The sequence below is a fragment of the Plantactinospora sp. KBS50 genome (assembly GCF_002285795.1).
In the GTDB taxonomy this organism is placed as follows: Bacteria; Actinomycetota; Actinomycetes; order Mycobacteriales; family Micromonosporaceae; genus KBS50.
In genome coordinates this window covers 6,505,605-6,529,038 of sequence record NZ_CP022961.1, presented here as the reverse complement: position 1 = coordinate 6,529,038, position 23,434 = coordinate 6,505,605, and the positions used below count along the sequence as shown (strand labels likewise).

General features: G+C 71.1%; 25 protein-coding genes. 16 read left to right on the top strand and 9 right to left on the bottom strand.

Annotated elements, in window-relative coordinates; translation table 11 throughout:
* Positions 1–44: 44 nt before the first annotated feature.
* Positions 45–1,280: an amidohydrolase family protein gene (locus CIK06_RS28255; protein WP_095568210.1), complete on the top strand. Its 1,236-nt coding sequence runs from the start codon at positions 45–47 to the stop codon at positions 1,278–1,280.
* A gap of 320 nt (positions 1,281–1,600) precedes the next feature.
* Positions 1,601–1,909: a hypothetical protein gene (locus CIK06_RS28250; protein ID WP_095567338.1), complete on the top strand. Its 309-nt coding sequence runs from the start codon at positions 1,601–1,603 to the stop codon at positions 1,907–1,909.
* A 12-nt stretch (positions 1,910–1,921) separates the two neighbouring features.
* On the opposite strand, the gene CIK06_RS28245 is transcribed toward CIK06_RS28250, so the two are convergent.
* On the bottom strand, positions 1,922–2,275 hold the full coding sequence (locus CIK06_RS28245) for a hypothetical protein (protein WP_095568209.1): 354 nt from the start codon (positions 2,273–2,275) through the stop codon (positions 1,922–1,924).
* 95 nt (positions 2,276–2,370) lie between these two features.
* Between CIK06_RS28245 and CIK06_RS31800 the strand changes: the two genes are divergently transcribed.
* Together CIK06_RS31800 and CIK06_RS31795 are read left to right on the top strand one after the other, a co-directional pair.
* A complete protein-coding gene (locus CIK06_RS31800; protein WP_232533913.1) occupies positions 2,371–2,892 on the top strand; it encodes a helix-turn-helix domain-containing protein in 522 nt (173 codons plus the stop codon).
* Between the two features lie 308 nt (positions 2,893–3,200).
* Positions 3,201–3,419, top strand: coding sequence for a hypothetical protein (locus CIK06_RS31795; RefSeq protein WP_232533912.1), 219 nt, complete (start codon positions 3,201–3,203; stop codon positions 3,417–3,419).
* Between the two features lie 68 nt (positions 3,420–3,487).
* Here CIK06_RS31795 and CIK06_RS28235 read toward each other — a convergent pair whose 3' ends face one another.
* From CIK06_RS28235 to CIK06_RS28225, 3 genes are all read right to left on the bottom strand, one after another.
* Positions 3,488–4,324 carry a PASTA domain-containing protein gene (locus tag CIK06_RS28235; protein ID WP_157756986.1) on the bottom strand — a complete coding sequence of 279 codons (837 nt, stop codon included), beginning with the start codon at positions 4,322–4,324 and terminating at the stop codon, positions 3,488–3,490.
* Entirely contained in the window at positions 4,321–5,637 is a 1,317-nt protein-coding gene (locus tag CIK06_RS28230) for a hypothetical protein (protein WP_095567336.1), read from the bottom strand. The genes CIK06_RS28235 and CIK06_RS28230 overlap by 4 nt, the downstream gene beginning before the upstream one ends.
* A gap of 172 nt (positions 5,638–5,809) precedes the next feature.
* The gene (locus tag CIK06_RS28225) at positions 5,810–6,244 is read right to left on the bottom strand and encodes a transposase (protein WP_198348042.1); all 435 of its coding nucleotides are present in this window, start codon (positions 6,242–6,244) and stop codon (positions 5,810–5,812) included.
* Positions 6,245–6,374: 130 nt separating this feature from the next.
* On the opposite strand from CIK06_RS28225, the gene CIK06_RS32065 reads away from it, so the two are divergent.
* Positions 6,375–6,500, top strand: coding sequence for an ABC transporter permease (locus CIK06_RS32065; protein ID WP_198348041.1), 126 nt, complete (start codon positions 6,375–6,377; stop codon positions 6,498–6,500).
* 191 nt (positions 6,501–6,691) lie between these two features.
* Here the strand turns inward: CIK06_RS32065 and CIK06_RS28220 are convergent, their stop codons facing one another.
* The 3 genes from CIK06_RS28220 to CIK06_RS28210 all read right to left on the bottom strand — a co-directional run bounded on the left by CIK06_RS28220 (position 6,692) and on the right by CIK06_RS28210 (position 8,306).
* Entirely contained in the window at positions 6,692–7,198 is a 507-nt protein-coding gene (locus CIK06_RS28220; protein WP_095567335.1) for a general stress protein, read from the bottom strand.
* Positions 7,199–7,257: 59 nt separating this feature from the next.
* Positions 7,258–7,719: an Hsp20/alpha crystallin family protein gene (locus CIK06_RS28215; RefSeq protein ID WP_095568208.1), complete on the bottom strand. Its 462-nt coding sequence runs from the start codon at positions 7,717–7,719 to the stop codon at positions 7,258–7,260.
* Positions 7,720–7,880: 161 nt separating this feature from the next.
* Positions 7,881–8,306 carry an Hsp20/alpha crystallin family protein gene (locus tag CIK06_RS28210; protein WP_095568207.1) on the bottom strand — a complete coding sequence of 142 codons (426 nt, stop codon included), beginning with the start codon at positions 8,304–8,306 and terminating at the stop codon, positions 7,881–7,883.
* 506 nt (positions 8,307–8,812) lie between these two features.
* On the opposite strand from CIK06_RS28210, the gene dnaK reads away from it, so the two are divergent.
* The 9 genes from dnaK to trxA all read left to right on the top strand — a co-directional run bounded on the left by dnaK (position 8,813) and on the right by trxA (position 17,770).
* Positions 8,813–10,705 carry a molecular chaperone DnaK gene (gene dnaK, locus CIK06_RS28205; protein WP_095567334.1) on the top strand — a complete coding sequence of 631 codons (1,893 nt, stop codon included), beginning with the start codon at positions 8,813–8,815 and terminating at the stop codon, positions 10,703–10,705.
* Positions 10,706–10,749: 44 nt separating this feature from the next.
* A complete protein-coding gene (locus tag CIK06_RS28200; RefSeq protein ID WP_095567333.1) occupies positions 10,750–11,376 on the top strand; it encodes a nucleotide exchange factor GrpE in 627 nt (208 codons plus the stop codon).
* A 13-nt stretch (positions 11,377–11,389) separates the two neighbouring features.
* A complete protein-coding gene (locus CIK06_RS28195; RefSeq protein WP_095567332.1) occupies positions 11,390–12,382 on the top strand; it encodes a DnaJ C-terminal domain-containing protein in 993 nt (330 codons plus the stop codon).
* A 79-nt stretch (positions 12,383–12,461) separates the two neighbouring features.
* Complete coding sequence (gene clpB, locus CIK06_RS28190) at positions 12,462–15,116, top strand: ATP-dependent chaperone ClpB (protein WP_095567331.1); 2,655 nt, start codon at positions 12,462–12,464, stop codon at positions 15,114–15,116.
* A 66-nt stretch (positions 15,117–15,182) separates the two neighbouring features.
* Positions 15,183–15,611, top strand: coding sequence for a hypothetical protein (locus tag CIK06_RS28185; protein WP_095567330.1), 429 nt, complete (start codon positions 15,183–15,185; stop codon positions 15,609–15,611).
* A 48-nt stretch (positions 15,612–15,659) separates the two neighbouring features.
* Positions 15,660–16,130, top strand: coding sequence for a Dps family protein (locus CIK06_RS28180; protein WP_095567329.1), 471 nt, complete (start codon positions 15,660–15,662; stop codon positions 16,128–16,130).
* Between the two features lie 58 nt (positions 16,131–16,188).
* On the top strand, positions 16,189–16,986 hold the full coding sequence (locus tag CIK06_RS28175) for a redoxin domain-containing protein (protein ID WP_095567328.1): 798 nt from the start codon (positions 16,189–16,191) through the stop codon (positions 16,984–16,986).
* 28 nt (positions 16,987–17,014) lie between these two features.
* A complete protein-coding gene (locus CIK06_RS28170) occupies positions 17,015–17,305 on the top strand; it encodes a glutaredoxin family protein (protein ID WP_095567327.1) in 291 nt (96 codons plus the stop codon).
* 6 nt (positions 17,306–17,311) lie between these two features.
* Positions 17,312–17,770 (top strand): thioredoxin, encoded by a 459-nt coding sequence (gene trxA / locus CIK06_RS28165; protein WP_095567326.1) that lies wholly within the window; start codon positions 17,312–17,314, stop codon positions 17,768–17,770.
* Between the two features lie 71 nt (positions 17,771–17,841).
* Here the strand turns inward: trxA and CIK06_RS28160 are convergent, their stop codons facing one another.
* Positions 17,842–18,342, bottom strand: coding sequence for a type 1 glutamine amidotransferase domain-containing protein (locus tag CIK06_RS28160; protein ID WP_369916264.1), 501 nt, complete (start codon positions 18,340–18,342; stop codon positions 17,842–17,844).
* 95 nt (positions 18,343–18,437) lie between these two features.
* The gene (locus CIK06_RS28155) at positions 18,438–19,652 is read right to left on the bottom strand and encodes an alcohol dehydrogenase catalytic domain-containing protein (protein ID WP_095567324.1); all 1,215 of its coding nucleotides are present in this window, start codon (positions 19,650–19,652) and stop codon (positions 18,438–18,440) included.
* A 355-nt stretch (positions 19,653–20,007) separates the two neighbouring features.
* Between CIK06_RS28155 and CIK06_RS28150 the strand changes: the two genes are divergently transcribed.
* Complete coding sequence (locus tag CIK06_RS28150) at positions 20,008–21,225, top strand: hypothetical protein (RefSeq protein WP_232533911.1); 1,218 nt, start codon at positions 20,008–20,010, stop codon at positions 21,223–21,225.
* Between the two features lie 13 nt (positions 21,226–21,238).
* A complete protein-coding gene (locus CIK06_RS28145) occupies positions 21,239–23,434 on the top strand; it encodes a tetratricopeptide repeat protein (protein WP_095567322.1) in 2,196 nt (731 codons plus the stop codon).

The following is a 23,434-nucleotide window of genomic DNA, read 5'->3' as shown; positions in this document are numbered from 1 at the left end:
TTGCCCGGATGAACCGGGGTGGCCGCCGGGACAGCCTGAACGGCATGACAACCGATCGGATACACCTCTCTGACCGACCACGCCTCACCGCCGTCCGCGCGGACCGGATCTTCGACGGGACGTCAATACTCAGCCTAGTGCGGCCCGCGCTCCTGATCGACGGCGGCACGGTTGCCGCGGTCGTCGACGCCGACGAGCTACCGCCCGGCGCCGACGTCGTCGACCTGGGCGGGACCACACTGCTGCCCGGCCTGATAGACACCCACGTCCATCTCGCCTTCGACGCCGGCCCGGACCCACTGGGCTCCCTCGCCGCCCGCGACCACGACGCCGCGCTGGACGCGATGACCACCGCGGCCAGAATCGCCGCTGCGGGTGGCGTCACGACGGTGCGGGACCTGGGCGCGCTCGGTTACCTCGCACTGACCCTGCGCGAGCGTCCGGGCGGTGACGAAATGCCGACGATCCTCGCGGCCGGTCCACCGATGACCAGCCCCGGCGGGCACTGCGCCGACCTCGGTGGCGCAGTGCGGGGAATACCGGCGGTGATCGAGGCGGTCCGGGCGCACGCCGAGCGCGGGGTCGACGTCATCAAGGTGATGGCCGGCGGAGGCTACTTGACACCTGGGAGTGATCCGACCCGCGCGCAGTTCAGCGCCGGGGAGCTCGGTGCCATCGTCACCGAGGCCCACCGCCACGGACTGCCGGTGACAGCCCACGCCCATGGTCCCGCCGAGATCGCCCTCGCCGCCGACAGCGGCGTGGACGGCATCGAGCACGCGTCGTTCCTCACGCCGGACGGGCCGCACGCCACCGACGAGCTCATCGGTGTGCTGGCACGGCGGCGCATCATCATCGGCGCGACGATCGGCGTCCGGCCGATTCCCGGCATGACACCGCCGCCCCACATCGCGCGGCATCTGCCGGCGCTCCGAGACAACCTCCGCCGCCTCCACGAAGCCGGAGCGCCGATCGTGGCGGGAACGGATGCGGGCATCGGACCGATCAAGCCGCACGACGTCGCCCGGTACGCGGTCGCCGACCTGGTCGGGATGGGCATGTCGCCGACGGTCGCACTGAGCACGGTGACCGTGCGCGCCGCTGAGGTCTGTGGCCTGGCGCACCGGAAGGGTCGGTTGGCTGCGGGCTTCGACGCCGACGTTCTCGCCGTCGACGGTAACCCGCTCGAAGACCTCGGCGCCCTTCATCGTATCCGCGCCGTCTTCCTCCGCGGCCGTCGACTCAACCCCGCTCACCAGCCTGAACGGATCACACCATGACCAGCTCAGAAACTGCTCGTGTCGGTACCGAACCTCGAGAGTCCGCTGGCCCCCCGCTCTCGCGCCCGTACCGGCCGTCGCGTGGGTCGCGGTGGTCGTCAGCATCATGTCCGGTTCCGGGGTAGACCGCGCTGCCGATCTGACGCCGGGACAGATGGAGGCGATCCGCTTCGCGTGGATCGCCCAATGGGGGCTCTTCGCGGTGGCGAGCGTGTACTGTGCCGCCGCGCTGTTCCTGCTCGCCGGCCGGCTCCGGGCCGGCCGGACGATCCTGATCGCCCGAGGACCTCGCCGTCGCGTCAGCGGTCGCCGGCATTGCCGTGTTCGTGCTGCGCGCCGTCGCCGCCGGCTTCCGGGACGGCGTTCTCGGCGACAGTTCCGCCTACTCGGCATCTCTGGTCGCGAGCTACGCAAGCACCTGGTCGCTCATGCTCGGAATCGTCCTCGTCGGGGTCGTGCTGTGGCGCACGCGCGTCCTCCGCCGGACCGGGCTCGCGGTTGCAGCGCTCGTCCTCGTCGTGCTCGTGCTGGACCTCCTCAGCCGCGCGGTTCCGCCGTGGCTGACCTCCCTCGCGCTGATGACGCTCGGCATCGGCCTGCTGCGGCGCCGCGACACGCAGAACGGCTAGTGCTGCACCGCGTTAGTTCGTCGGGGGTGTGAGCCAGGCGGTCGGGTCGTTGAGGTAGAGGCCGCAGGCGCAGTCGAGGGCTTCTTCCGGGCTGCCTGCCGGTAGTCCGGAAGGCAGGATGTTGTCCTGGTAGCCGTCGCGGCTGGCGAGGTAGATCGCGAAGCCCCAGGTGTGCAGGACGCCGGCGAACCGCAGCCGGCATAGCGGCTGGATCTGTCCGCCGGGCAGGACACCGTCGAGGTAGGCGAACCCGGCCCGGTAGCGGATCTGCACGCTGTCCAGTTGCGGCCAGCGATCGTGGGCGTACTCGTTGAGGCGTTGCCGCAGGTGATGCTGCATCGACTCGGGCGGGTTCCGGCGGGCCATGGGCTCCATGCTGCCGTGCCCGCCGCTGTCACACCATGATCGGCGATGATCTTTCCACGGTCGGGTCGGCTTTCGGGACAGGTACGGGGTTCGTGGTGAAGACGGCAGCGGTCATGGTCACGTTGGACGAGCAGACCCGGCAGCGGCTGTCCCGGACCGCCCGGTCAGGGCGTGCCCAGGCCCGGGCGGTGTTACGGGCGAAGATCGTCCTGGCGGCCGCTGCCGGGACACCGAACGCCCAGATCGCCGCCGGCCTGGACGTCGGTGTCGACACGGTCCGTAAGTGGCGGTCCCGGTTCGCCGTCGGTGGGCTGGCCGGGCTGAGCGACGCGAAACGGTCCGGGCGGCCCCGCCGGCATGGTCCCGAGGTTCGTGTCCAGGCGGTCGCGATCGCGACGTCGGCGCCACCGGGCCCGGAGTCGACCTGGTCGCATCGGCTGATCGCTGAGCATATGACCGGCACCGGGATCTCACCGTCCCAGGTCGGGCGGATCCTGGCCGACTGCGATCTGCGGCCCTACCGGGTCCGTGGCTGGCTCACCCGCAAGGACGACCCGGTGTTCTGGACCCGGACCGCCGGCATCTGCGACCTCTATCTCAACCCTGTCCATCGATGAGAAGACCGCGATCGCCGCCCGCTCCCGCAAGCATCCCGGCCGCCTCGCCCGGCCGGGCAGGCCGGCCCGTCAGGAGTTCGACTACGTCCGGCACGGCACCGTATCGATCGTCGCGGCCCTTGACGTCCAGACCGGCCAGGTGATCACCGAGCCGATCGGGCGCAACGACTCGGTGACCTCCAATGGTTCGTGACCATGCTCGACACCGTCATCGACCCGGCCAAACAGATTCACGTTGTGCTGGACAACGGGTCCTCACACGTCGCGAAAGCCACCCGGGCCTGGCTGGCAGCCCATCCCGCTGGCACGTGCACCGGACCCCGGTCCACGCCTCCTGGCTCAACCAGATCGAGCTGTACTTATCCGCGCTGACCCGCCGGGTCGTACGCCATGGCGACTTCAGCTCACGCGACGACCTCATCGAGAAGATCGAAAGCTATGTGATCAAGAAGAACACCACCGCGAAACCCTATCGATGGACCTACGACGGAACCCTGCCCAAGGCCGCATCACCCCCGACGAACTAATGCGGTGCAGCACTAGCGCGCCGCTCGGGACGGTGGTCGCGGCTCGCCGCGACCACCGTGCGGTCAGGTCAGCGGCCGCTGGCCGTCGGTGCGCACACCGTCAGTGTGACCGTGCTGTGCGGGTCGACCCGGGCGCCGTTCGCCGGATTTTGGTCGTGTACGAGATCGTCGGAGCAGTCGGATCGTCGGATCAGCTTAGACTCGAGGTCGGCGTCGCGGAGGTGGGCTTGCGCTTCGCTGAGCGTCCGACCAGTGAGGGCGGGTACCACAACGCGCTGTCCGCGCCGGGCGGCGATGACTCCGGCGGTGACTCCGGACAGGACGAGGAGCATGACGAGGGCGCCGAATGCCGCGGAGGTCAGTGCGCGGGACCGACGGCCGGTCGTGCGCGGGGGCTCGGCTGCGACCGATCGGGCGGCTACGGATCCGGGCGCGTGCGGCGTGATCGTCGACCGCAGCGGGAACGGCGTGGCCGAGACGCCCGCGAACGCCAGCTCGTCCCGGTGAAACCGACGATAGACCGCCCTCGCCGACTCCCACGCGAGGTCGAGGTCGCGTTCGTCCAGATCGGTAACGGCTGAGCCCCGGCCGACGAACCCGAACACCAGGATGAGCGGTCGTCCCGATCCGTCCAGCGCGGGCGCGTCGCCGGGAGCGTCGTCGTCCAGATCCGCGCGCCACACGCCCCGGACATGGAACACCGCGCACAGCGCGCCGCTCTGCGGCTCGTCGAGCACGGCGACCTGCGGCCGGAGGGTCTCGTCCTCACCGCGGACGAGGCCGAAGAGCGCGTCGCTCTCGCCGCTCCGCACCAAGAAATCGGGCGCCATCAACAGCCGGTAACCGAGTTCTCGCCCACGTCCGATCAGAAACGGCCATCCCCGCCCGAGCTCCTGTCCGGTCAACGCAGGTTCCGGGCGGTCAGATTGGACGCGGGAAGGGTCGCCTTCAGGGCTGTCATCTTGTCGCGGAACTCGTCCAGCACGAGGCTACGGGCGAGCCGCGCCTCTGCGGCCCCGGCCTGGGCGTCCGTGACGATCGCGTCCACCCGCTCCATCCGGCGATCGAACGGTCTTCCAACCCACTCGACGAACATGTCGGCGACGCCGGAGCTGAACGCGTTCCGGCCGATCGCGAGTTCGGCCGCCGACCGCACCACCATCCCCGCCGGGCGGGCCAGGAACTTACCGACCGCGGACGCCGTCTCGGCGATGGAGAGATGCGAGAGGCGGCGGGCCTGTGCTCGGATCTGCTCCTCGGTCTCCCGGGCGAGCCGCGACTCGATCTGCACGTACAGGTCGGGTATGACCGCGCAGAGCGGCATCTCGACATTGACCGGCCGGAGCTCACCGTCGGCGCGCTTGCGCATCTCTCCGGTTTCGTCGATCGTCGCGAAATGCCGCCCGATCGCGCTCACCGGTAGCAGGCGGACGATGCGCTGGTTCGCGCGGCGGAAGTTGATCATGTTGCGAATCGCTGGTTGTTTCAGCAGTACGTCGTCGCGCACCTGCTGCAGCCGACAGTTCTCGTCGACGCCGGAATAGACGTCGTCGAAGAGATCCCACTTCGTCAATATGAAGTGAGCCGGGCACAGCGCACTCCGCATCATGTCGACCATCGGGAGAATGCGGTTCTCGATGTAGACGACGCCGCGACGCTCGCCTCGCAGGTACTCGATCACCCGCTGACCGTCGACGATGCCGAAGACCGCGTGGGCGGTCTGCACACGTTGCTCCAGGTCGACTTGGCTGCGTCCATGCTGGTTGGGGGCGTCTGCCGGAACTTGTGCGCCGGTGAGAATCTCGCCAGCGTAGTCAAGGTATTCGAACGTGAGGATGGGGTACTCCCGGCCCTCGTACGAGCCGACGCAGGTGAACTCGAAGGATCGGGAATTGCCGGGAAGAGTGCCGGGCGGCCAGGTTGCCGCCGGGTCGCGCAGACGTTCATATATCCCGCTGAGTTCAGCGGAGGCCGGCAGATCGGTACGTAACCGGAAGCTGCCGTCATCCAATTCGGTTCTCAGGGTGTGGAACATACTCGCGAGGAACACGGTCTTGCCGGTCTCCTGAGCGCCGAGTGCGACCACGCGAAACTTTTCCGGCTTGGACGCCTCCACGGTGGCCGTTGGCGACGATGCACGATTCCGCTGTTGCAGCACAGCGATCCCGCTAATTGTGACGACCGCGACGACGACGATCGCGGGTATGAGAATCTGCATCGAAGCATCCACCTTCGGTTGGACTCGATCGGCCTGGGTTCGCAAGCTAACGAAAGCGCCGAGAGACGGCATCCGCGGAAACACTCAGGCCGGGTACTCACCTCGCGGCGCGCAACGTGGTTCAAATCCCGACAGCCGCGGCTTAGTGGTCCGAGCCGGAAGTACTTCGGGGTTATGCGGCCAGGGCTAACGCGGCAGGCTGGTGATCGCAGCCGGGAGGTTGTTGGAGGTTCTGCTCTTTCTGTTCGTGTCGCTCGATCCGGGCCATGAGGTCCTCGAGGTCGGCCGGGGTGAACTTCCATCTGAAGGGCCGGGCGGTTGCGTTGTAGCGCTGCTCGAAGGCGGTGAGTCGGTCTTCGACCTGGTCAAGGCTGGTGAAGTCGTTGGGTGTCAGGACCTTGCGCTGGACGATCGAGAAGTAGATTTCGATCTGGTTGACCCACGAGGCGTGGACCGGGGTGTGGATCATGACCGCGTTCGGGAACCGTTTCGCGAGGCGGTCGATCGCGGCCTGGCCGCGGTGCGAGGAGCCGTTGTCGACCACCCAGAACACCCGTTTCGCCGAGGCGTAGGGTTCTTGGGTCATGACCTGCTCGACCAGGGTCATGAACGGGACGATCCCGGTCTTGGGCGCGCAGTGTGAGAACACTTTGGCCTGGTGGACGTCTTAGTACGGCAGCCGCCATTTGGGCTCGCTCGCCGCCGCTGCGTACGCGGTGGGGCAGGACTGGCCGGTCGTGATCCCCTCGGTCGGCTGGCTGGGCGGGCTGCTCGTACCGCTCCCGGTCGGCGTCGTCGCCGGCCTGTATCCGGCGATCCGCGCCGCCCGGATGCCCCCGGTGACGGCGCTCGCCGGCTCCTGACCGCGTTCGGCCCGCACCGCCGGCCCGCACCGCCCCGCTGTGCTCGGCCCGCACCGCCGTGGCGCTGCGGGGCCGCTGCCGGTCATGGCGCGCCGCCGGGCACAGCGGTGGCCGGGCCACCGGCCACCGCTGGCGTGCGCCGGTGCCCGGCCTCCGCGGGCAGGCGGTGGCCGGGCACCGGGGTGTCGTGGTCAGTCGCGTGCCGGGGCGTCGGGGGCGGCCAGCAGGCCGGCGGCGCGCTCGGCGTGGGCGTCGTCGACGAGGAGTTCGTAGCTGTCTGCGCGGAGCCCGCGGATGGAGGCGAAGTCGCGGCGACCACCGGTGATCGCGTGCGCGACCAGTCCGAGCAGCCCACCCAGGACGGCGCCGATGATCGCCCCGTAGACGGCGAGCAGCAGCGCGGAGACCAGCGGGTTGACGAGGTTGAACAGGCCGAGGATCCAGCCGAACAACGCGCCGAGCACGGCGCCGCCGAGGGCCTGGTACGCGGCCGCGGTGGTGTGGGTGAGCCGGCCGGTGACCTGCTCGTAGCTGTGCAGGCCCCGGCCGACGATGGCCACGTGCTCGACCGGGAAGTGCCGGTCGGACAGGTAGTCGACGGCCTGTTCCGCGGCGGTGTAGGTGGGGTAGAGGGCCACGGCCCGCTGCGTGGGCGTGGCAGCGGTGGTGGCGGTGGTGGCACCGAGGGTCGGCATCATGGCGGTGTCCTCCCTTCTCAAGGCGAATCAGTCAGAACGGCACGGGGGCTACTGCGGGGTCAGCCGGTGTTGACGGCGATCCGGCGGGGCCTGGCCGCGTCGGTCTTGGGCACGCGCACGCTGAGCACGCCGTCGGCCAGGTCGGCGCTGATCCGCTCGGCCTCGATGCCGCCGGGCAGCAGCGTCTGGTAGCTGAACCGGCCGACGCGGCGGGTGCGGTGCCGCAGCCAGCCGACCTTCTCCTTCTCGACGATCTCGCCGCTGACCCGGAGTTGGTGGCCGGCGACCTCGACGGTCAGGTCCCTGCGGTTGACGCCGGGCAGGTCGATCTCGACCAGGTAGGCGTCGTCGGTCTCGGTGACGTCGGCCAGCGGGGTCCAGCCGGTGCCGGTACCGGTGAGGGGGTTGCCGTCCAGGACGGTGGACAGCAGGGCGGTCATCCGCTGCTGCAACGCGGCGAACTCGCGCAGCGGCTCGTAGTCCGCCGGGGCGGTGTTCGATCGCAGAACCGGAAGCGTCATCTCCTCCTCCACAGGTGTGTCCACAGTGTGCCCCGCGGGGTCGTCCGCCGGGCGCTGGTGATGAGGGGCCGGTCGCGGTCCGGCACCCCGGTGGGGGTGCCGGACCGCCTCGGAGGCGACCGGGAGAAAGGTCGTTGCGGGCGGCGCGGTGGCCGCGAGACTCAGCCCTTGATCTGCTTGCGGCCGGAGTTGCCGGAGCCCACGCTGATCTTGCGGGGCTTGGCCTTGTCCGAGACCGGGATCCGCAGCGCGAGGACGCCGTTGTCGTAGCTGGCCTCGAGCCTGTCGGTGTCGAGGGTGTCGGCCAGGAACAGCTGCCGGCTGAACACGCCCATCGGCCGCTCACTGATCACGGTCTCGACCCCGTCCTTGGCGGTGCGCTGCCGCTGGGCCTTGACCTGCAGCACGTTGCGCTCGACGGTCACCTCGATCGAGTCGGGGTCGACGCCGGGCAGGTCGAAGTACGCGTTGAACCAGTCGCCGTCCCGCTCGGCGTCGAGGTGCATCACCGTGGGCCGGCTGATGGTGCCGGTCAGCTGGGCGAACACGCGGTCGATGTCGCGGAACGGGTCGCTACGCATCAGCATGGTCATCTCCTCCCTGGTGCTCCTTCACCAAAGGGTGTCCAGTTCCCGGGGCTCACCCCGTAGTTGAGTGCCATCGACTCAACTCGCCATTACTAATACAACGATGCCGTTGACGGCGTCAAGGTTCGCATCGCGGAGAGTTCCGGCCAGCGCCGGCGGTGCGGCGTACGCGCCACGTCCCGGCGGGGCGCCGGCCATGCGGGCGGCGCCGGCCATGCGGGCGGCGGCGGCCACACGGGTACCGGCCGCGCGGACGGCTGCGCCCGCGGCCGGTACGCCGGCCGCGGGCGCAGATTTCGATCAACAGGGGGTGGGCTGCATCAGTCCCGGCCCCGCGCATCCGGATCAGGTGCGCTGATCCATGATTTAGCACTCGCCTACCCCGAGTGCCAGCCCTGTCCGTTGTGACCTGGGTCATAGCTAGAGAGTTGACAGTACCCGACTCAAGGTTTATCTCTTGATGACGAGAGCTTCGGCGATTCCCTCCAGTGCGAAGGAGGTTGACCATGGGACGCGCCGTTGGTATCGACTTGGGCACCACCAACTCCGTGGTCGCCGTCTACGAGGGCGACCGGCCGCAGGTGATCGCGAACGCCGAGGGCAGCCGGACGACCCCGTCGGTGGTCGCGTTCACCGACACCGGCGAGCGCCTCGTCGGGCAGCTCGCCCGCCGGCAGGCGGTGCTGAACCCCAAGGGCACCATCTCCTCGGCGAAGCGGTTCATCGGCCGCCGCCACGAGGAGATCAAGACCGAGGCCGACCAGATCTCGTACGACGTGACCGCCGGCCCGGAGGGCGCCGTGCGGTTCAGCGTCCGGGGCAAGCAGTACGCGCCGGAGGAGATCAGCGCGCAGGTGCTGCGCAAGCTGGTCGACGACGCGGCCAAGCACCTGGGTGAGAAGGTCACCGACGCGGTGATCACCGTGCCCGCCTACTTCAACGACGCGCAGCGGCAGGCGACCAAGGCCGCGGGCCGGATCGCGGGCCTCAACGTGCTGCGGATCATCAACGAGCCCACCGCCGCCGCGCTCGCGTACGGACTGGACAGGAAGGGCCACGAGACCGTGCTGGTCTTCGACCTGGGCGGCGGCACCTTCGACGTCAGCATCCTCGACGTCGGCGACGGGGTGGTCGAGGTGCGCTCCACCGCGGGCGACACCCACCTGGGCGGCGACGACTTCGACCGCCGCCTCGTGGACCACCTGGCGCAGGAGTTCCAGCGCGACAACGGCATCGATCTGCGCAGCGACCCGCAGGCGCTGCAGCGCCTCTACGAGGCGGCGGAGAAGGCCAAGACCGAGCTGTCGTCGGTGGCCCAGACGCAGGTGAACCTGCCGTTCATCACCGCCGACGCGTCCGGCCCGAAGCACCTGATCACGACCGTCACGCGGGCGAAGTTCGAGCAGCTGACCGCGGACCTGGTGGAGCGGTGCCTCGGCCCGGTGCGGCAGGCCCTGGCCGACGCGAAGATCGGTGAGAACGACCTGGACGAGGTGATCCTGGTCGGCGGCTCCACGCGCATCCCGGCCGTGCAGGCCCTGGTGAAGCGGCTGACCGGCGGCAAGGAGCCGAACATGTCGGTCAACCCCGACGAGGTGGTCGCGCTCGGCGCCGCCGTGCAGGCCGCCGTGCTGCAGGGCGAGGTCAAGGATGTCCTGCTGCTCGACGTCACGCCGCTGTCGCTCGGTGTCGAAACGCTGGGCGGGTTGATGACCAGGCTGATCGAGCGCAACACCACCATCCCGACCCGGCGCAGCGAGACCTTCACGACCGCGGAGGACAACCAGCCCGCCGTGGACGTCGTGGTGCTGCAGGGCGAGCGGGAGAAGGCCGCCGACAACCGGGTGCTGGGCCGGCTGCGGCTGGAGAACATTCCGCCGGCGCCGCGCGGGGTGCCGCAGATCGAGGTCACCTTCGACATCGACGCCAACGGCATCCTCAACGTGTCGGCGAAGGACTCCGCGACCGGACGCGAGCAGAAGATCACGATCTCCGGCAGTGGCACCCTCGACGAGGCGGAGGTGCGCCGGATGGTCGCCGACGCCGAGCAGCACCGGGCCGACGACGCCCGGCTGCGTGCGGCCGTGGAGGCCCGCAACACCCTCGACTCGGCCGCCTACCAGGTCGAGCGGCGCCTGGCCGACCTCGGCGACGGCGTGGCCGTGCACGACAAGGCGCGCGCCGAGATGCTGATCGGGGACGCCCGGCAGGCGATCAAGGACGAGGCGCCGCTGGAACGGGTCCACGCGCTGACCGCCGATCTGCAGCAGATGCTGCACGGCCTGACCAGCGCGCCGGGATCCGGCGGCGGCGCACCCGGAGACGGCGGGACCGGTATGCCGGCCGGCGGCCAGAGCGACGACGACGTGATCGACGCCGACTACGCCCCGGCCGGCTGACCGGGTCGCCGGCACGGCGAGCGACGAATCGGAGGTGACCTGAGATGACCAGCGCCAAGCAGCACGCCCGCCCGCAGGACGCGCACGCTGCGGCAACCACGGCGCAGGCAAGGGTGCCGGACGGCGCGGACTCCGCGCCGGCCGGCACCACGGCCGGACCGGGCGCGCGGGCCGCCGGGCCGACGGTGACGGAACTGGAGGACCGGTGGCGGCGGGCGGTGGCCGAACTGGACAACCTGCGCAAGCGGTTCGAGCGGCAGCTGGCCGAGCAGACCCGCGCCGAACGGGCCCGCACGGCGGCGGCGTTCCTGCCGGTGCTGGACAACCTGGAGCTGGCGTTGCGGCACGCCGACGCGGACCCGACGGCGATCGTCACCGGTGTACGCGCCGTGCACGGCCAGGCGATCGACGCGCTCGCCGGCCTCGGGTTCCAGCGCATCGACGCGGCCGGGGTCAGGTTCGACCCGGCCCGGCACGAGGCCGCCGGTTCGGTGCCCGCCGCGGACGGTCTGCAACCGGGCACCGTGGCCGGCGTGCACCGGGCCGGGTACGCCGCCGCCGACGGGACGCTGGTGCGCCCGGCGGTGGTCACCGTGGCCCAGGCGTCCGAGCAGCACCGCCCGGCCGCCGAGGCTGAGCGGTACGAAGCGGACGAGCGGGACAGTCGGTAAGGGAGGTGAAGCGGTGGCTACCACGACGACCGACTACTACCGGGTGCTGGGAGTCGAGCGGTCAGCCGGGCAGGACGAGATTCAGCGCGCCTACCGCAAGCTGGCCCGCCGCTTCCACCCGGACATCAACAAGGATCCCGGCGCGGAGGAGCGCTTCAAGGACGTCACCGAGGCGTACGAGGTGCTGTCCGATCCGAAGAAGCGCTCCCGGTACGACCGCTACGGTGCGCAGTGGCGGCAGGTGCCGGAGGACTACGACGGCCCGATGCCCGGCAGCGACCCGTTCGGTGCCGGCGGGCGGCGGGTGTACGTCAACACCGGCGGTCCCGCCGGGTTCGACGAGGCCGATCTCGGCGGCGTGGACATCGACGACCTGCTGGGCGGGCTGTTCGGCGGCCGGACCCGCGGCCCGGGTGGATTCGGGCGCCGGACCCGGGTCTCGGCCCCGGGCGCGGACAGCGAGGCCGAGATCGAGCTGAGCGTGGAGGACGCCTACGCCGGTGGGCAGCGGCGGATCACCCTGCGGACCGCGTCGGGGCCGCGCAGCTTCGACGTCACCATCCCGGCCGGGGTGGCTGACGGGCAGCGCATCCGGCTGGCCGGTCAGGGCGCCACCGGCGTCGGCGGCGGCCCGCCCGGCGACCTCTACCTGCTCGTGCGGATCGCCCCGCACCCGCGCTACCGGGTCGACGGGCGCGACATCACCGTCGAGCTGCCGGTGGCGCCGTGGGAGGCGGCGCTGGGCGCGAGCGTGCCGGTCGACACCCCCGGCGGCCGGGTGCAGGTGCAGGTACCGGCCGGGTCGTCGTCCGGGCGTCGGCTCCGGCTGCGCGGCCGGGGCATGCCCAACCCCAGGGGGCCGGCCGGTGACCTGTACGCCGAAGTGAAGATCGTCATCCCGGCCCAGCCCTCGCCGCAGGAGCGAAAGCTGTGGCAGCGGCTCGCGCAGACCTCGGCCTTCGACCCGCGGGCGGCTCGCGCGGGGGCGGCGGGAAGCCGGTCATGAACCGCGTCGAAAAACTGGAGAGGGCGCCGCGTACGCAACGACGTGGCCGCCCGAGGAGGACATCGGAGGTGATCAGCTGATGGACGCCAACCGGTTGACCCAGAAGTCGCAGGAGGCGTTGCACGATGCGCAGACCAGGGCGCTGCGGTTCGGGCACGTCGAGGTGGACGGCGAGCACCTGCTGCTCGCCCTGCTCGACCAGCCCGACGGTCTGGCTCCCCGGCTGCTGACGCAGGCCGGCGCCGACCCGGACGCCGTCCGCGGCACGGTCGAGGCCGAGCTTGGCCGCCGGCCCCGCGTCTCCGGGCCGGGGGCGCAGCCCGGGCAGGTGTTCGTCACCCAACGCCTGTCGCGACTGCTGGACACCGCGGAACGGGAGACCAGGCGCCTGAAGGACGAGTACGTCTCGGTCGAGCACCTGCTGCTCGCGCTGGCCGAGGAGGGCGCGGCGACCGCGGCCGGGCGGGCGCTGCACGAGCACGGCCTGAGCCGTGACCGGCTGCTCTCGGCGTTGACCGGCATCCGCGGCAACCAGCGAGTCACCTCCGCCAACCCCGAGGTCGCCTACGAGGCCCTGGACAAGTACGGCCGCGACCTGGTCGCGGACGCCCGCGCCGGCAAGCTCGACCCGGTCATCGGGCGGGACAACGAGATCCGCCGCGTCGTGCAGATCCTGTCCCGCAAGACCAAGAACAACCCGGTGCTCATCGGCGACCCCGGCGTGGGCAAGACCGCCATCGTGGAGGGTCTGGCGCAGCGCATCGCCCACGGCGACGTACCCGAGGGCCTGCGGGACAAGACGGTGTTCGCGCTCGACATGGGCTCGCTGGTCGCGGGCGCGAAGTACCGCGGCGAGTTCGAGGAACGTCTCAAGGCCGTGCTCTCCGAGGTGAGGGCGGCCGAGGGCCGGATCCTGCTGTTCGTCGACGAACTGCACACCGTCGTCGGCGCGGGCGGCGGATCCGAGGGCGCGATGGACGCCGGCAACATGCTCAAGCCCATGCTGGCCCGCGGCGAGCTGCACATGATCGGCGCCACCACCCTGGACGAGTACCGCAAGCACATCGAGAAGGACGCCGCGCTCGAACGCCGCTTCCAGCCCGTCGTCGTGGACGAACCGAGCGTGCCGGACGCGGTCAGCATTCTGCGTGGCCTTCGGGACCGCCTGGAGGTGTTCCACGGCGTGCGCATCCAGGACGCCGCCCTGGTCGCCGCGGTCACCCTGTCGCACCGGTACATCTCGGACCGGTTCCTGCCGGACAAGGCCATCGACCTGGTCGACGAGGCCTGCGCCATGCTGCGTACCGAGATCGACTCCCAGCCGGCCGAGCTGGACCAGGCCGACCGGCGGCTGCGCCGACTGGAGATCGAGGAGGCGGCGCTGGCGAAGGAGGACGACCCGGCCAGCAGGGCCCGCCTGGACCAGCTACGCAAGGAGCTGGCCGACCTGCGCGGCGAAGTCGACGCGATGCGCGCGCAGTGGCAGGCCGAACGCTCGGCCATCCGCAAGGTCCAGGCCCTGCGGGAGGAGATCGAACAGGTCCGCCACGACGCCGACACCGCCGAGCGGGCGTACGACCTCAACCGGGCGGCGGAACTGCGGCACGGCAGGCTGCCCGAGCTTGAGCGTCGCCTGGCCGCCGAGGAGGAACGGCTGGCCGGCAAGCAGGGCCGGCGGCGGCTGCTGCGCGAGGTCGTCACCGACGACGAGATCGCCGGCATCGTCTCCCGCTGGACCGGCATCCCGGTCTCCCGGCTCGTCGAGGGCGAGCGGCAGAAGCTGCTCCGGCTCGACGAGATCCTCCACGAACGCGTCGTCGGCCAGGACGAGGCCGTCCAGTTGGTCGCCGACGCCGTCATCCGGGCCCGCTCCGGGGTGAAGGACCCGCGCCGGCCGATCGGCTCGTTCCTGTTCCTCGGCCCCACCGGCGTCGGCAAGACCGAACTCGCCAAGACCCTCGCCGCCGCGTTGTTCGACAGCGAGGACAACATGATCCGTCTCGACATGAGCGAGTACCAGGAACGCCACACCGTCTCCCGGCTCGTCGGCGCACCGCCCGGCTACGTCGGCTACGACGAAGGCGGCCAGCTCACCGAGGCGGTACGCCGCAAGCCGTACAGCGTGGTGCTGTTCGACGAGGTGGAGAAGGCGCACCCGGACGTGTTCAACACGCTGCTGCAACTGCTCGACGACGGCCGGCTCACCGACGCCCAGGGCCGCACGGTCGACTTCCGCAACACGGTCGTCGTGATGACCTCCAACATCGGCTCGCAGTACCTGCTGTCCGGAGTGACCCCGGACGGGGAGATCAAGGACGACGCCCGCAGCCAGGTGATGACCGAGCTGCGCCGGCACTTCCGGCCGGAGTTCCTCAACCGCGTCGACGACGTCGTGCTGTTCAAGCCGCTGACGCTGGCCGAGATCGAGAAGGTCGTGGACCTGCTCGTGCGGGAGCTGCGCAACCGGCTCGCCGACCGGCGGCTGACTCTCCGGCTGACCGAGGCGGCCCGCCGGCACGTCGCCGCCGAGGGGTTCGATCCCGTCTACGGTGCCCGGCCGCTACGCCGGTACCTGCAACGCGAGGTCGAGACCAGGATCGGCCGGGCGCTGCTGGCCGGCGACGTCACCGACGGCGCCACCGTCGTCGTCGACTACACCGGCGACGCCGGGCTCACCGTCACCTGGGCCGCGCCGAGGCATCCGGATGCGGCCACCGCCGCTCAGCCGGTCTGAGCGGCGCCACCCGAACCGACCAGGGAACCATTCGACAGACCAGCACGTCGCTGGAGGTGATCAACAATGTGGATGCAGTCGCCGCCGCCGGTCACCGACCGGTGGGTCCTGCACATCGCCGCCACCCCGCACCAGGTCGACGACGTTCTCGCTGACCTGTGCATCCACAAGCGCGCCCGGCCGATCGGCGACCCCGACTACCCGGCCTACCTGGCCGGTCGGGAAACCCCGTACGGGCCACCGGCCTGGATGAGCCTCGCCAACGCCGAACTGCAGCGACGCGGCCACGGCACGCTGTGGTGCGACCCCGACTGCCCGCACCACCCGTGGCCACCGCGCACCGAGCCGCCCGCGGCCACGCCGACCGACACCCGGCCGGCCGCCGGGCGGCACCGCTCGGGAGCGTCGCTGCGCCGGCTGACCAGCGGTGTGACGCACCACCGCGGCACGAGCGACGCACCCGGGCGGGCCGACGCCGCACAGCCGGTCGGCTGAGCGGCCCCGATCACGCACACCATCCGCAGTCCGGAAGGAGGACCTGACATGGCCACCATCAACTCCGTGCTGGAACCCGATGCCCGCGACGTCACCGCCGCGGCGCTGCAGCAGACCCTGGTCGACCTGATCGACCTCGGCCTGGTCGCCAAGCAGGCGCACTGGACCGTCACCGGCCCCCGCTTCCGCAGCCTGCACCAGCAACTCGACGAGGTTGTCGACACGGCCCGCGTGCACGCCGACACGATCGCCGAACGCTGCGCCGCCATCGGCGTGGCGCCCAACGGGCTGGCCGCCACCGTCGCACACCTGAGCCGGGTACCCCAGCCGCCGTCGGGCTGGGAGAACGACGACGACGTCGTCTCCTTCTTCACCGACGCGTACGCGAGGGTCATCGCCGGGCTGCGCGAACGGGTCACCGAGGTCGGCTACACCGACCCGGTGTCGCAGGACCTGCTCATCGCCGTGACCGCCGACCTGGAGAAGCAGTACTGGATGTTCCAGGCCGAACGCCGCTGAACCCGGCCCCCACGGTCAACGATCCCCGAACGACGACGCGTGCACAGGAGAGACCATCATGCAGACCAACGGTTACCCGCGGGCGCTGCACGAGCTCGAACAGCAGTTCGCCCGCCTGGCCCCCGAGATCCCGGACGGGCCGCAGAAGCAGGCCCTCGCGGTGCTGCACGGCATCACCACCGAGATCTGGCGCACCGTCCAGCACGACCGCATGCCGGCCGCCGGCGCGGACATCCGCGAGATCGCCGATCTGTGGCAGAGCGCCCCGTCGATGGAGGGCGCCGCCGCCACGGCCGGCCTGCCGGTCGGCACACCCGCACCCGACTTCACGCTGCCCGACGCCACGGGCACCGGCGTACACCTGGCCGACCTGCGCGGCCGGCCGGTCGTCCTGGTGTTCTACCCGCTGGACTGGAGCCCGGGTTGCAGCCAGCAACTCGATCTCTACCAGCAGGAGATCGACGAGTTCCGCAGGCGCGGCGCGGCCGTACTGGCCATCTCACCGGACAGCATCTACAGCCACGGCGCATGGGCCGCGGTCCGCGGGCTGAGCATTCCGCTGCTGTCGGACTTCCAGCCCAAGGGCGAGGTCGCCCGCCGGTATCGGGTCTGGCGCGAGGGCGACGGGTTCAGCGACCGGGCCGTCTACGTCGTCGACCCCAGAGGCCGGATCGCCTACCGGCATGTCTCGCCGTACCTGCACCACATCCCCGACCTGGACGAACTGCTCGCCGCGATCGACACGGCCGCGGCCATCGACGGCACGGTCGCGGCCACCGACGGCACGGCCGCGGCCACCGGCGGCACGGCCGCGAGCACCGACACCGAGCCGGTGGCCCAGGACAACGGCCGCTGACAACCTCAGGAAGGAGGCCTACCCCGCCATGATCGGTATCTCCCCGTACGCGCAAGCCCGTGCACCGCAGGCCCGACCCGTGTCACCGGTCGTGGTCTACGGGCGCCGTTGGTGCGCGCTGAGCCAGATGGTGCGCCGCTACCTCGACCGCGCCGGCGTCCCCTACGACTACGTCGACCTCGACACCAACCCGAACGCCGAGGCACAGCTCACCTGGATGACCGGCGGCCGGGTGCACAGCCCCGTCGTGTCGGTCGGCGGACAACTGCTGGTGCAGCCCAGCATCGCCGAGCTGCGGTGGATGCTGGCCAGGATGTGACCCGCCATGACAACCACCACGACCGCGGGCAGCGTCATCGCCTGCCCCGCCTGTCAGAAGAAGAACCGGGTCCGTCCCAGCGCTCGCGGTACGCCGCGGTGTGGCGCCTGCGCTCAACCGCTGCCCTGGCTGGTCGATGCGACCGACGCCACCCTCGACGCGGAACTGCGGGCCGGGGTGCAGGTCCTGGTCGACCTGTGGGCGCCGTGGTGCGGACCGTGCCGCACCATGGCCCCCGTTCTCGAACAACTGGCCCGCGACCGCGCCGGACAACTGAAGATCGTCAAGGTCAACATCGACCAGAACCCGGTCACCGCCGACCGCTACCGGGCACAGAGCATCCCCCTGCTGGTGCTCACCCGCGGCGGCAGCGAACTGGACCGGCGCACCGGAGCCCTGCCCAGCCACCAACTGCGTGCCTGGCTCGACAACCAACACAACAGCAACACCCGCCCGCCGGCCTGACCGCGCCCGCCGCGCCGACCAGGCCGGCGGGCGCGCCTCACGCTGAGACCGGTGCGGCGCCCGGCGCCCGGCTATCGGGCTCGTGCCGCGAACAGGTCGATGACCTTGGGGTTGAAGGCGGCAATGTCGTCGGGCTTGCGGCTGGTGACCAGGTTGTCGTCGACGACGACCGGCTCGTCCGCCCAGGTCGCACCCGCGTTGATCAGGTCGGTGCGCAGGGACGGCCACGACGTCATCGTGCGGCCACCCGCGACGCCGGCCTCGGCCAGCAGCCACAGGGCATGGCAGATCGCCGCGACCGGCTTGCCGGCGTCGAAGAAGTCGCGTACGAACTGGACGGCCGCCGGATTCATCCGCATGGCGTCCGGATTGCCCACCCCACCGGGCAGGAGCAGCGCCGCGTAGTCCGCCGCGGACGCCGCATCCACCTGCTTGTCGACCGGGAAGGTGTCAGCCTTGTCGTAGTGCTTGAAGAGGCGGATCGTCCCGCCCTTGTCGGAAACCAACTCCAGGTCCGCGCCGGCGGCCCTGAGCGCGTTCCACGGCTCGACGAGTTCCGGTGTCTCCACCATGTCGGTGGCCAGCACCGCGATCCTGACTCCATCCAGCGCCTTGTCCGCCACTTCGTGTCCCTACCTTCGAGTTGGGTCGTCGACCGGCCACGCGGTCACGGATGCAGTGCCACCTTGAGCCATCCCGGGCTGCGGAGATCGAACTCGCGGTAGGCGCTCAGCGCGTCCGTCACCGGCTCGTGCTGGGTCACCACCGTCGCCGGGTCGATCCGGCCCGACTCCACCATCGCCAGCAACCTCGGGATGTACCGGGGATGGTTGCCGTTGCCGGCCTGGACGCTGAGGTTGCGGGCCAGGACCGTTCCGATCGGGAAGTAGCGGTCGTTGGCCGGGTACACGCCCACGACGCCCAGGGTGCCCACCTTGGCCAGGCTCTCGACCGCCCAGGTCTGGGCCTGGGTGGGGGCGTCCCCCGGCTTCCAGTGGCCGTCGGTCCCCGCCGGGTTGGCCTCGGGGGAGATCTCGCGCTGTTCCGCGCCGTTCCGCTCGGCGGCCTTCCGTACGCCCGCGGCGGCGGGACCCGACCTCGCGCTCTCCGCGTCCACCCCGACGGCATCGACGGCGCAGTCGGCGCCGACGCCCCGGGTCAACTCCATGACGGCCTCCACCGGGTCCACCTCGTTGAAGTCGACCACCTCGGCGCCGTGCAGCCGCGCCTTCTCCAGCCGGTCGGCGTGCCCGTCGATCGCGATCACCCGCGACGCTCCGCGCTGGAACGCCGACACCACGGCGAACTGACCGACCGGGCCGCACCCCCACACCGTGGTGACCTTCCCGTCCGTGACGTTGGCAAGCACCGCGCCGAAGTAGCCGGTGGGGTAGATGTCGGACAGGGTGATCGCCTGCGCGTCCGAGACGCCGTCCGGGAGTCGGAACAGATTGGTGTGGGCGAACGGAACCCGCGCGTACTCGGCCTGGAGGCCGTCGAACGGGCCCTGCGGCCGCGGTGAACCGAAGGACGCGGTGCCGGCGCGGGGGCCGTAGGGGTTGATGTCCTCGCACTGCGCGAAATAGCCGCGTCGGCAGTAGGCGCAGGAGCCACATCCCAGAACGGCGGAGATCAGTACGCGATCGCCGGGCCGGAAGTTGCCGACCTGCGCGCCCACCTCCTCGACCACCCCGACGCCTTCGTGGCCGAGGATGCGCCCGGCTTGCATGTCCGGCATCGTGCCGCGAACGAAGTGCAGGTCGGTGCCGCAGATCGCCGCCGTGGTCACCCGCACGATCGCGTCGGTCGGATCTTCGATCTTGGGCTCCGGGACATCGTCCACGCTGATGTCGCCCGTACCGTGATAAACGACCGCCCTCATCAAACGCCTCCCGTTCGCGCCCCGCCCAGGGGCTCGACCAGGGCCCGGTTACCCGCCCCGGGAGGGTTGGAACCTGGGCCGAACCGGGCCGGGCGTATTGGCGCGGCTGTGGTGAGACTTTGGCGGCCGGCGACACCGTTGGGGCAGGAACTCTCAGGGAGAGGAGGTGCCGCAATGGAGAAGAAGGAGCTCAAGAAGATCAAGATCCGCAAGGCGGGTCCGGTCCGGCTGACCGCCGCCGCCTGCTCGCAGTACCCCTCGAAGCTCTAAGGAGTCCGGGTCGGGCGTGGGCGCGGAGTGGGCGCCCACGCCCGACGCTTCATTCTTCACCTCGGAGCAGAGCAAGGGTGGGGTCGTGGAAACGGAAGTGCGGTACGACCTGGACCGCCGAGTGGCGCTGCATCCCCTCGTGTACCTGGCGGACGGGGACGAGGTCACCATCGGCCGGCCGGACATCGACTCGTACGGGATCTTCCCGGCGGACGGCGCCGAGGTGGTGCGCCGGTTGGCGGACGGAAACACGCCGCACGAGGTGGACCGCTGGTACCAGGCCGAGTACGGCGAGGCCGCGGACTTCGAGCACATCCTCGCCGCCCTGGAGGAACTGGACTTCATCGTCGTCGCGGAGCGGGCGCCGGTCGAGGTGGCGCCGGTGCGCTTGCAACGGCTGGGCGCCGCGCTCTTCTCGGCGCCGGCCTGGATCTGCTACATCGCGCTGCTGACCTGGGCGGTGGTCGCGATGGTCCGCACGCCGGACCTGATCCCGAACTACAGCCACCTGTTCTTCACCGACTATCTGACCCTCATCGAGCTGGCGCTGTTCGCCGGTGCGCTGCCGCAGCTGTTCCTGCACGAGGCGTTCCACGTGCTGGCCGCCCGCCGGCTCGGCGTACGGTCCCGGGTCAGCATCGGCCGCCGGTTCTACTACGTGGTGCTGGAGACCAGCCTGGACGGTCTGGTCGCGGTACCCCGACGCAAACGGTACCTACCGATCCTCGCCGGCATGCTCGTCGACCTGCTCGCCCTGGCCGCGCTCACCGTCACCGCGGATCTCAACCGCAACCCCGACGGGTCGTACTCGCTGGTGGGCCGCGTCTGCCTGGCGCTGGCGTTCGCCACCCTGCTGCGGGTGCTCTGGCAGTTCTTCTTCTATCTGCGGACCGACCTGTACGTCCTGATGTCCACCCTGCTCGGCTGCGTCGACCTGCACACCACCGCGAAGCGGCTGCTGCGCAACCGCGCGATGCGGCTGCTGCGCCGACCGGACCGGATCACGGACGAGACGCAGTGGCACCCGGTCGACCGGCGCGCCGCCGGGTGGTACTCGTGGCTGATCGTCGCCGGCTACACCTTCAGCGCCACCACGTTCGTGGTCGGCGTCGCCCCGGCCGTGTACCAGATGTTCGCCAGCTCGATCTCCCGGCTCCTCGGCGGCGCCACGACCGGCCGGCAGATCCTCGACTCGGCGGTCTTCCTGGGGATGAACCTGGGGCAGATCGCGTTCACCGTCTGGCTGGCCGTGCGGGAACGCCAGCAGCGCAAGAACGAGAAGTTCCAGCACGTCATCGCCTGAAGGAGGGGCCAGCATGGGCAGCCACTACTGGATCAGCGCCGATCGCCGCGCCGACCGCGACCGGCTCCGCGCCGGCCTCGATCTTCCGCCGCTGCTGGCCCACGCCGAGGCGCACCGTCGGCTGCGCGGCCCGTACTCGGCCGCCGGCGCGGTGCTGCGGACGATCGGTACCGACGCGCTGGCCCGCCGCCCGGAACTGGGGGTACGGCACCACATCGAGATCCTGACCGCCGCGCCCGAGTTCGAGGGTCGGGTGCCCCGGATCAGGTCCACCCTGGAGGAGTCGCCGGACAGCGCCCGCACCCGCTACCAGGCGAGACTGCACACGCTGCGGCTCGCGCACGGGCTCACCGAGTTCCTGCGCGACTACCTCGCGGCGCTCGACGACGGTCCGCGCACCCTGGTGGTGGAGGACATGCACGAGGCCGACCCGACCGACCACGAGTTCGTCGCGGTGCTGCTGCGGCGGCTGGCGCCCGGCCAGCTGACGGTCGTGGTGGGCAGCGCCGCCGGTCCGCTGGCCGAGGTGCCGGGGCCGGTGAGCATGTCGCTGCCGGAGGCGCTGCGGGTCCGGGCCGTCCGGCTGGAGGCGCCGTCCGGTCCGGGCACGCCGTCGGTTCCGCGTACGCCGTCGGTTCCGGGTATGTCGGGCCGTCCGGCGGACCGGGCCGGCGCCGGCTTCGAGGCGTCCCTGCTGGAAGGGCTGGACGCCACCGCCGTCGGGGAACTGGCCCGGGGGTACGTGGCGACCGAGTGCACCGGCGACGATCCGCGCGCCCGCGCCGCGTACCTGTCGTTGCCCGCCGCCGAGCGGGCCGCGCTGCACGACGAGCGCCGGCTCGCCCTGTTGGCCCTGGGCGAGCGGTCGCTGCTGTTCGGGGCGGTTCCGTACCACGCCGAGCACGGGAGCGACCCGGCCGGCGTCGGCGCCACGGCGCTGCGGGAGGCCCAACTGCGCTGCAAGAGCCTGGGCATGTACCACGCGGCGGCCGAACTGGGCATCCGCGGGCGGGCGGTCGCCGACCGGGACAGCCGGCCGGAGCTGTGGTGGGACATCACCGGCGACGTCACCACGTCGCTGTCCGCCATCGGCCGGGCCGAGGAGGCCGAGGCGCTGTACGACGAGGCGCGCGCCATCTCCACCGACCCGCTGATCCACATGCACGCGGCGTACGGCACGGCGATGCTGTTCGCCCGGCACTACGGCGACCAGCGGCGGGACCCGCTGCAAGCGCGGCGCTGGCTCAACCAGGCGGTCGCCATCGCGTCGCTGCTGCCCGACCCGAAGGAGCGGGCCTTCTTCTCGGTGTTCAACCGCAACGGCATCGCGCTGGTGGAGACCCGGGAGGGTCGGCCGGAGGAGGCGTTGCGGCTGCTCAACGAGGGTATGGCCCGGCTGGACCGGGAACTGGACCCCGACGAGCAGCAACTGCACCGCACCGGGCTGCGCTACAACCGGGCGCAGGTGTACGGCATGTCCGGCAGGCTGGAGGAGGCGCTGGCGGACTACTCGGCGGTCATCGAGGTCGACCCGAACTTCCACGACCACTACTTCAACCGGGGGAACGTCCTGCGCCGCCTCGGCCGGAACAAGGAGGCGATCGCGGACTACGAGCGGGCGCTGCAACTGTCTCCGCCGTTTCCCGAGGCGTACTACAACTGCGGGGACGCCCGGCTCGAACTGGGCGACCTCGACGGCGCGCGGGCCGACTTCGACCGGGTGCTGGAACTGGACCCGGAGCATGTCGACGCGTGGCTGAACCGGGCCGCGCTGCGGTGCGACCTGGACGACGTGGACGGCGCCTGGGCCGACGTGACGGCCGGGTTGGCGCTCGCGCCGCGCAACCCTCACCTGCTGTGCCTCAAGGGGCGCGTCCTGGTCGAACGGGGTGCCGCCGAGGCGGCCCGGGAGGCCCTGTCGGCGGCGCTGGCCCTCGACGAGGGGCTGGCCGAGGCGTGGGCCATCCGGGGCGGCCTCGGGTACTCCTCCGGTGACCTGGAGGCGGCGATCGCCGACCTGAGCCGCGCCGTCGACCTGCTCGGCACGCCGGAGATCCGGTACAACCGGGCGGTGGTCTACCAGGAGGCGGGCCGCCTCGACGAGGCGGCGGAGGACTACCGGGCCATCCTGGCGGTCGTCGACGACACCGATGCAGCGGAGCGGTTGGCGGAATGCCAGCGGGCCACCGCCACATCGGCCGGTGCGTAG

Coding starts and splice junctions, on each gene's coding strand:
- CIK06_RS28180 (WP_095567329.1), top strand. CDS start 15,660: ATGGCCACCATCAACTCCGTGCTGGAACCCGATGCCCGCGACGTCACC.
- CIK06_RS28215 (WP_095568208.1), bottom strand. CDS start 7,719: ATGACGCTTCCGGTTCTGCGATCGAACACCGCCCCGGCGGACTACGAG.
- CIK06_RS28230 (WP_095567336.1), bottom strand. CDS start 5,637: ATGCAGATTCTCATACCCGCGATCGTCGTCGTCGCGGTCGTCACAATT.
- CIK06_RS28210 (WP_095568207.1), bottom strand. CDS start 8,306: ATGCTGATGCGTAGCGACCCGTTCCGCGACATCGACCGCGTGTTCGCC.
- CIK06_RS28185 (WP_095567330.1), top strand. CDS start 15,183: ATGTGGATGCAGTCGCCGCCGCCGGTCACCGACCGGTGGGTCCTGCAC.
- CIK06_RS28155 (WP_095567324.1), bottom strand. CDS start 19,652: ATGAGGGCGGTCGTTTATCACGGTACGGGCGACATCAGCGTGGACGAT.
- CIK06_RS28220 (WP_095567335.1), bottom strand. CDS start 7,198: ATGATGCCGACCCTCGGTGCCACCACCGCCACCACCGCTGCCACGCCC.
- clpB (WP_095567331.1), top strand. CDS start 12,462: ATGGACGCCAACCGGTTGACCCAGAAGTCGCAGGAGGCGTTGCACGAT.
- CIK06_RS28170 (WP_095567327.1), top strand. CDS start 17,015: ATGATCGGTATCTCCCCGTACGCGCAAGCCCGTGCACCGCAGGCCCGA.
- CIK06_RS28175 (WP_095567328.1), top strand. CDS start 16,189: ATGCAGACCAACGGTTACCCGCGGGCGCTGCACGAGCTCGAACAGCAG.
- CIK06_RS28225 (WP_198348042.1), bottom strand. CDS start 6,244: ATGACCCTGGTCGAGCAGGTCATGACCCAAGAACCCTACGCCTCGGCG.
- CIK06_RS28160 (WP_369916264.1), bottom strand. CDS start 18,342: ATGGTGGAGACACCGGAACTCGTCGAGCCGTGGAACGCGCTCAGGGCC.
- trxA (WP_095567326.1), top strand. CDS start 17,312: ATGACAACCACCACGACCGCGGGCAGCGTCATCGCCTGCCCCGCCTGT.
- CIK06_RS28200 (WP_095567333.1), top strand. CDS start 10,750: ATGACCAGCGCCAAGCAGCACGCCCGCCCGCAGGACGCGCACGCTGCG.
- CIK06_RS28255 (WP_095568210.1), top strand. CDS start 45: ATGACAACCGATCGGATACACCTCTCTGACCGACCACGCCTCACCGCC.
- CIK06_RS28245 (WP_095568209.1), bottom strand. CDS start 2,275: ATGGCCCGCCGGAACCCGCCCGAGTCGATGCAGCATCACCTGCGGCAA.
- dnaK (WP_095567334.1), top strand. CDS start 8,813: ATGGGACGCGCCGTTGGTATCGACTTGGGCACCACCAACTCCGTGGTC.
- CIK06_RS28145 (WP_095567322.1), top strand. CDS start 21,239: ATGGGCAGCCACTACTGGATCAGCGCCGATCGCCGCGCCGACCGCGAC.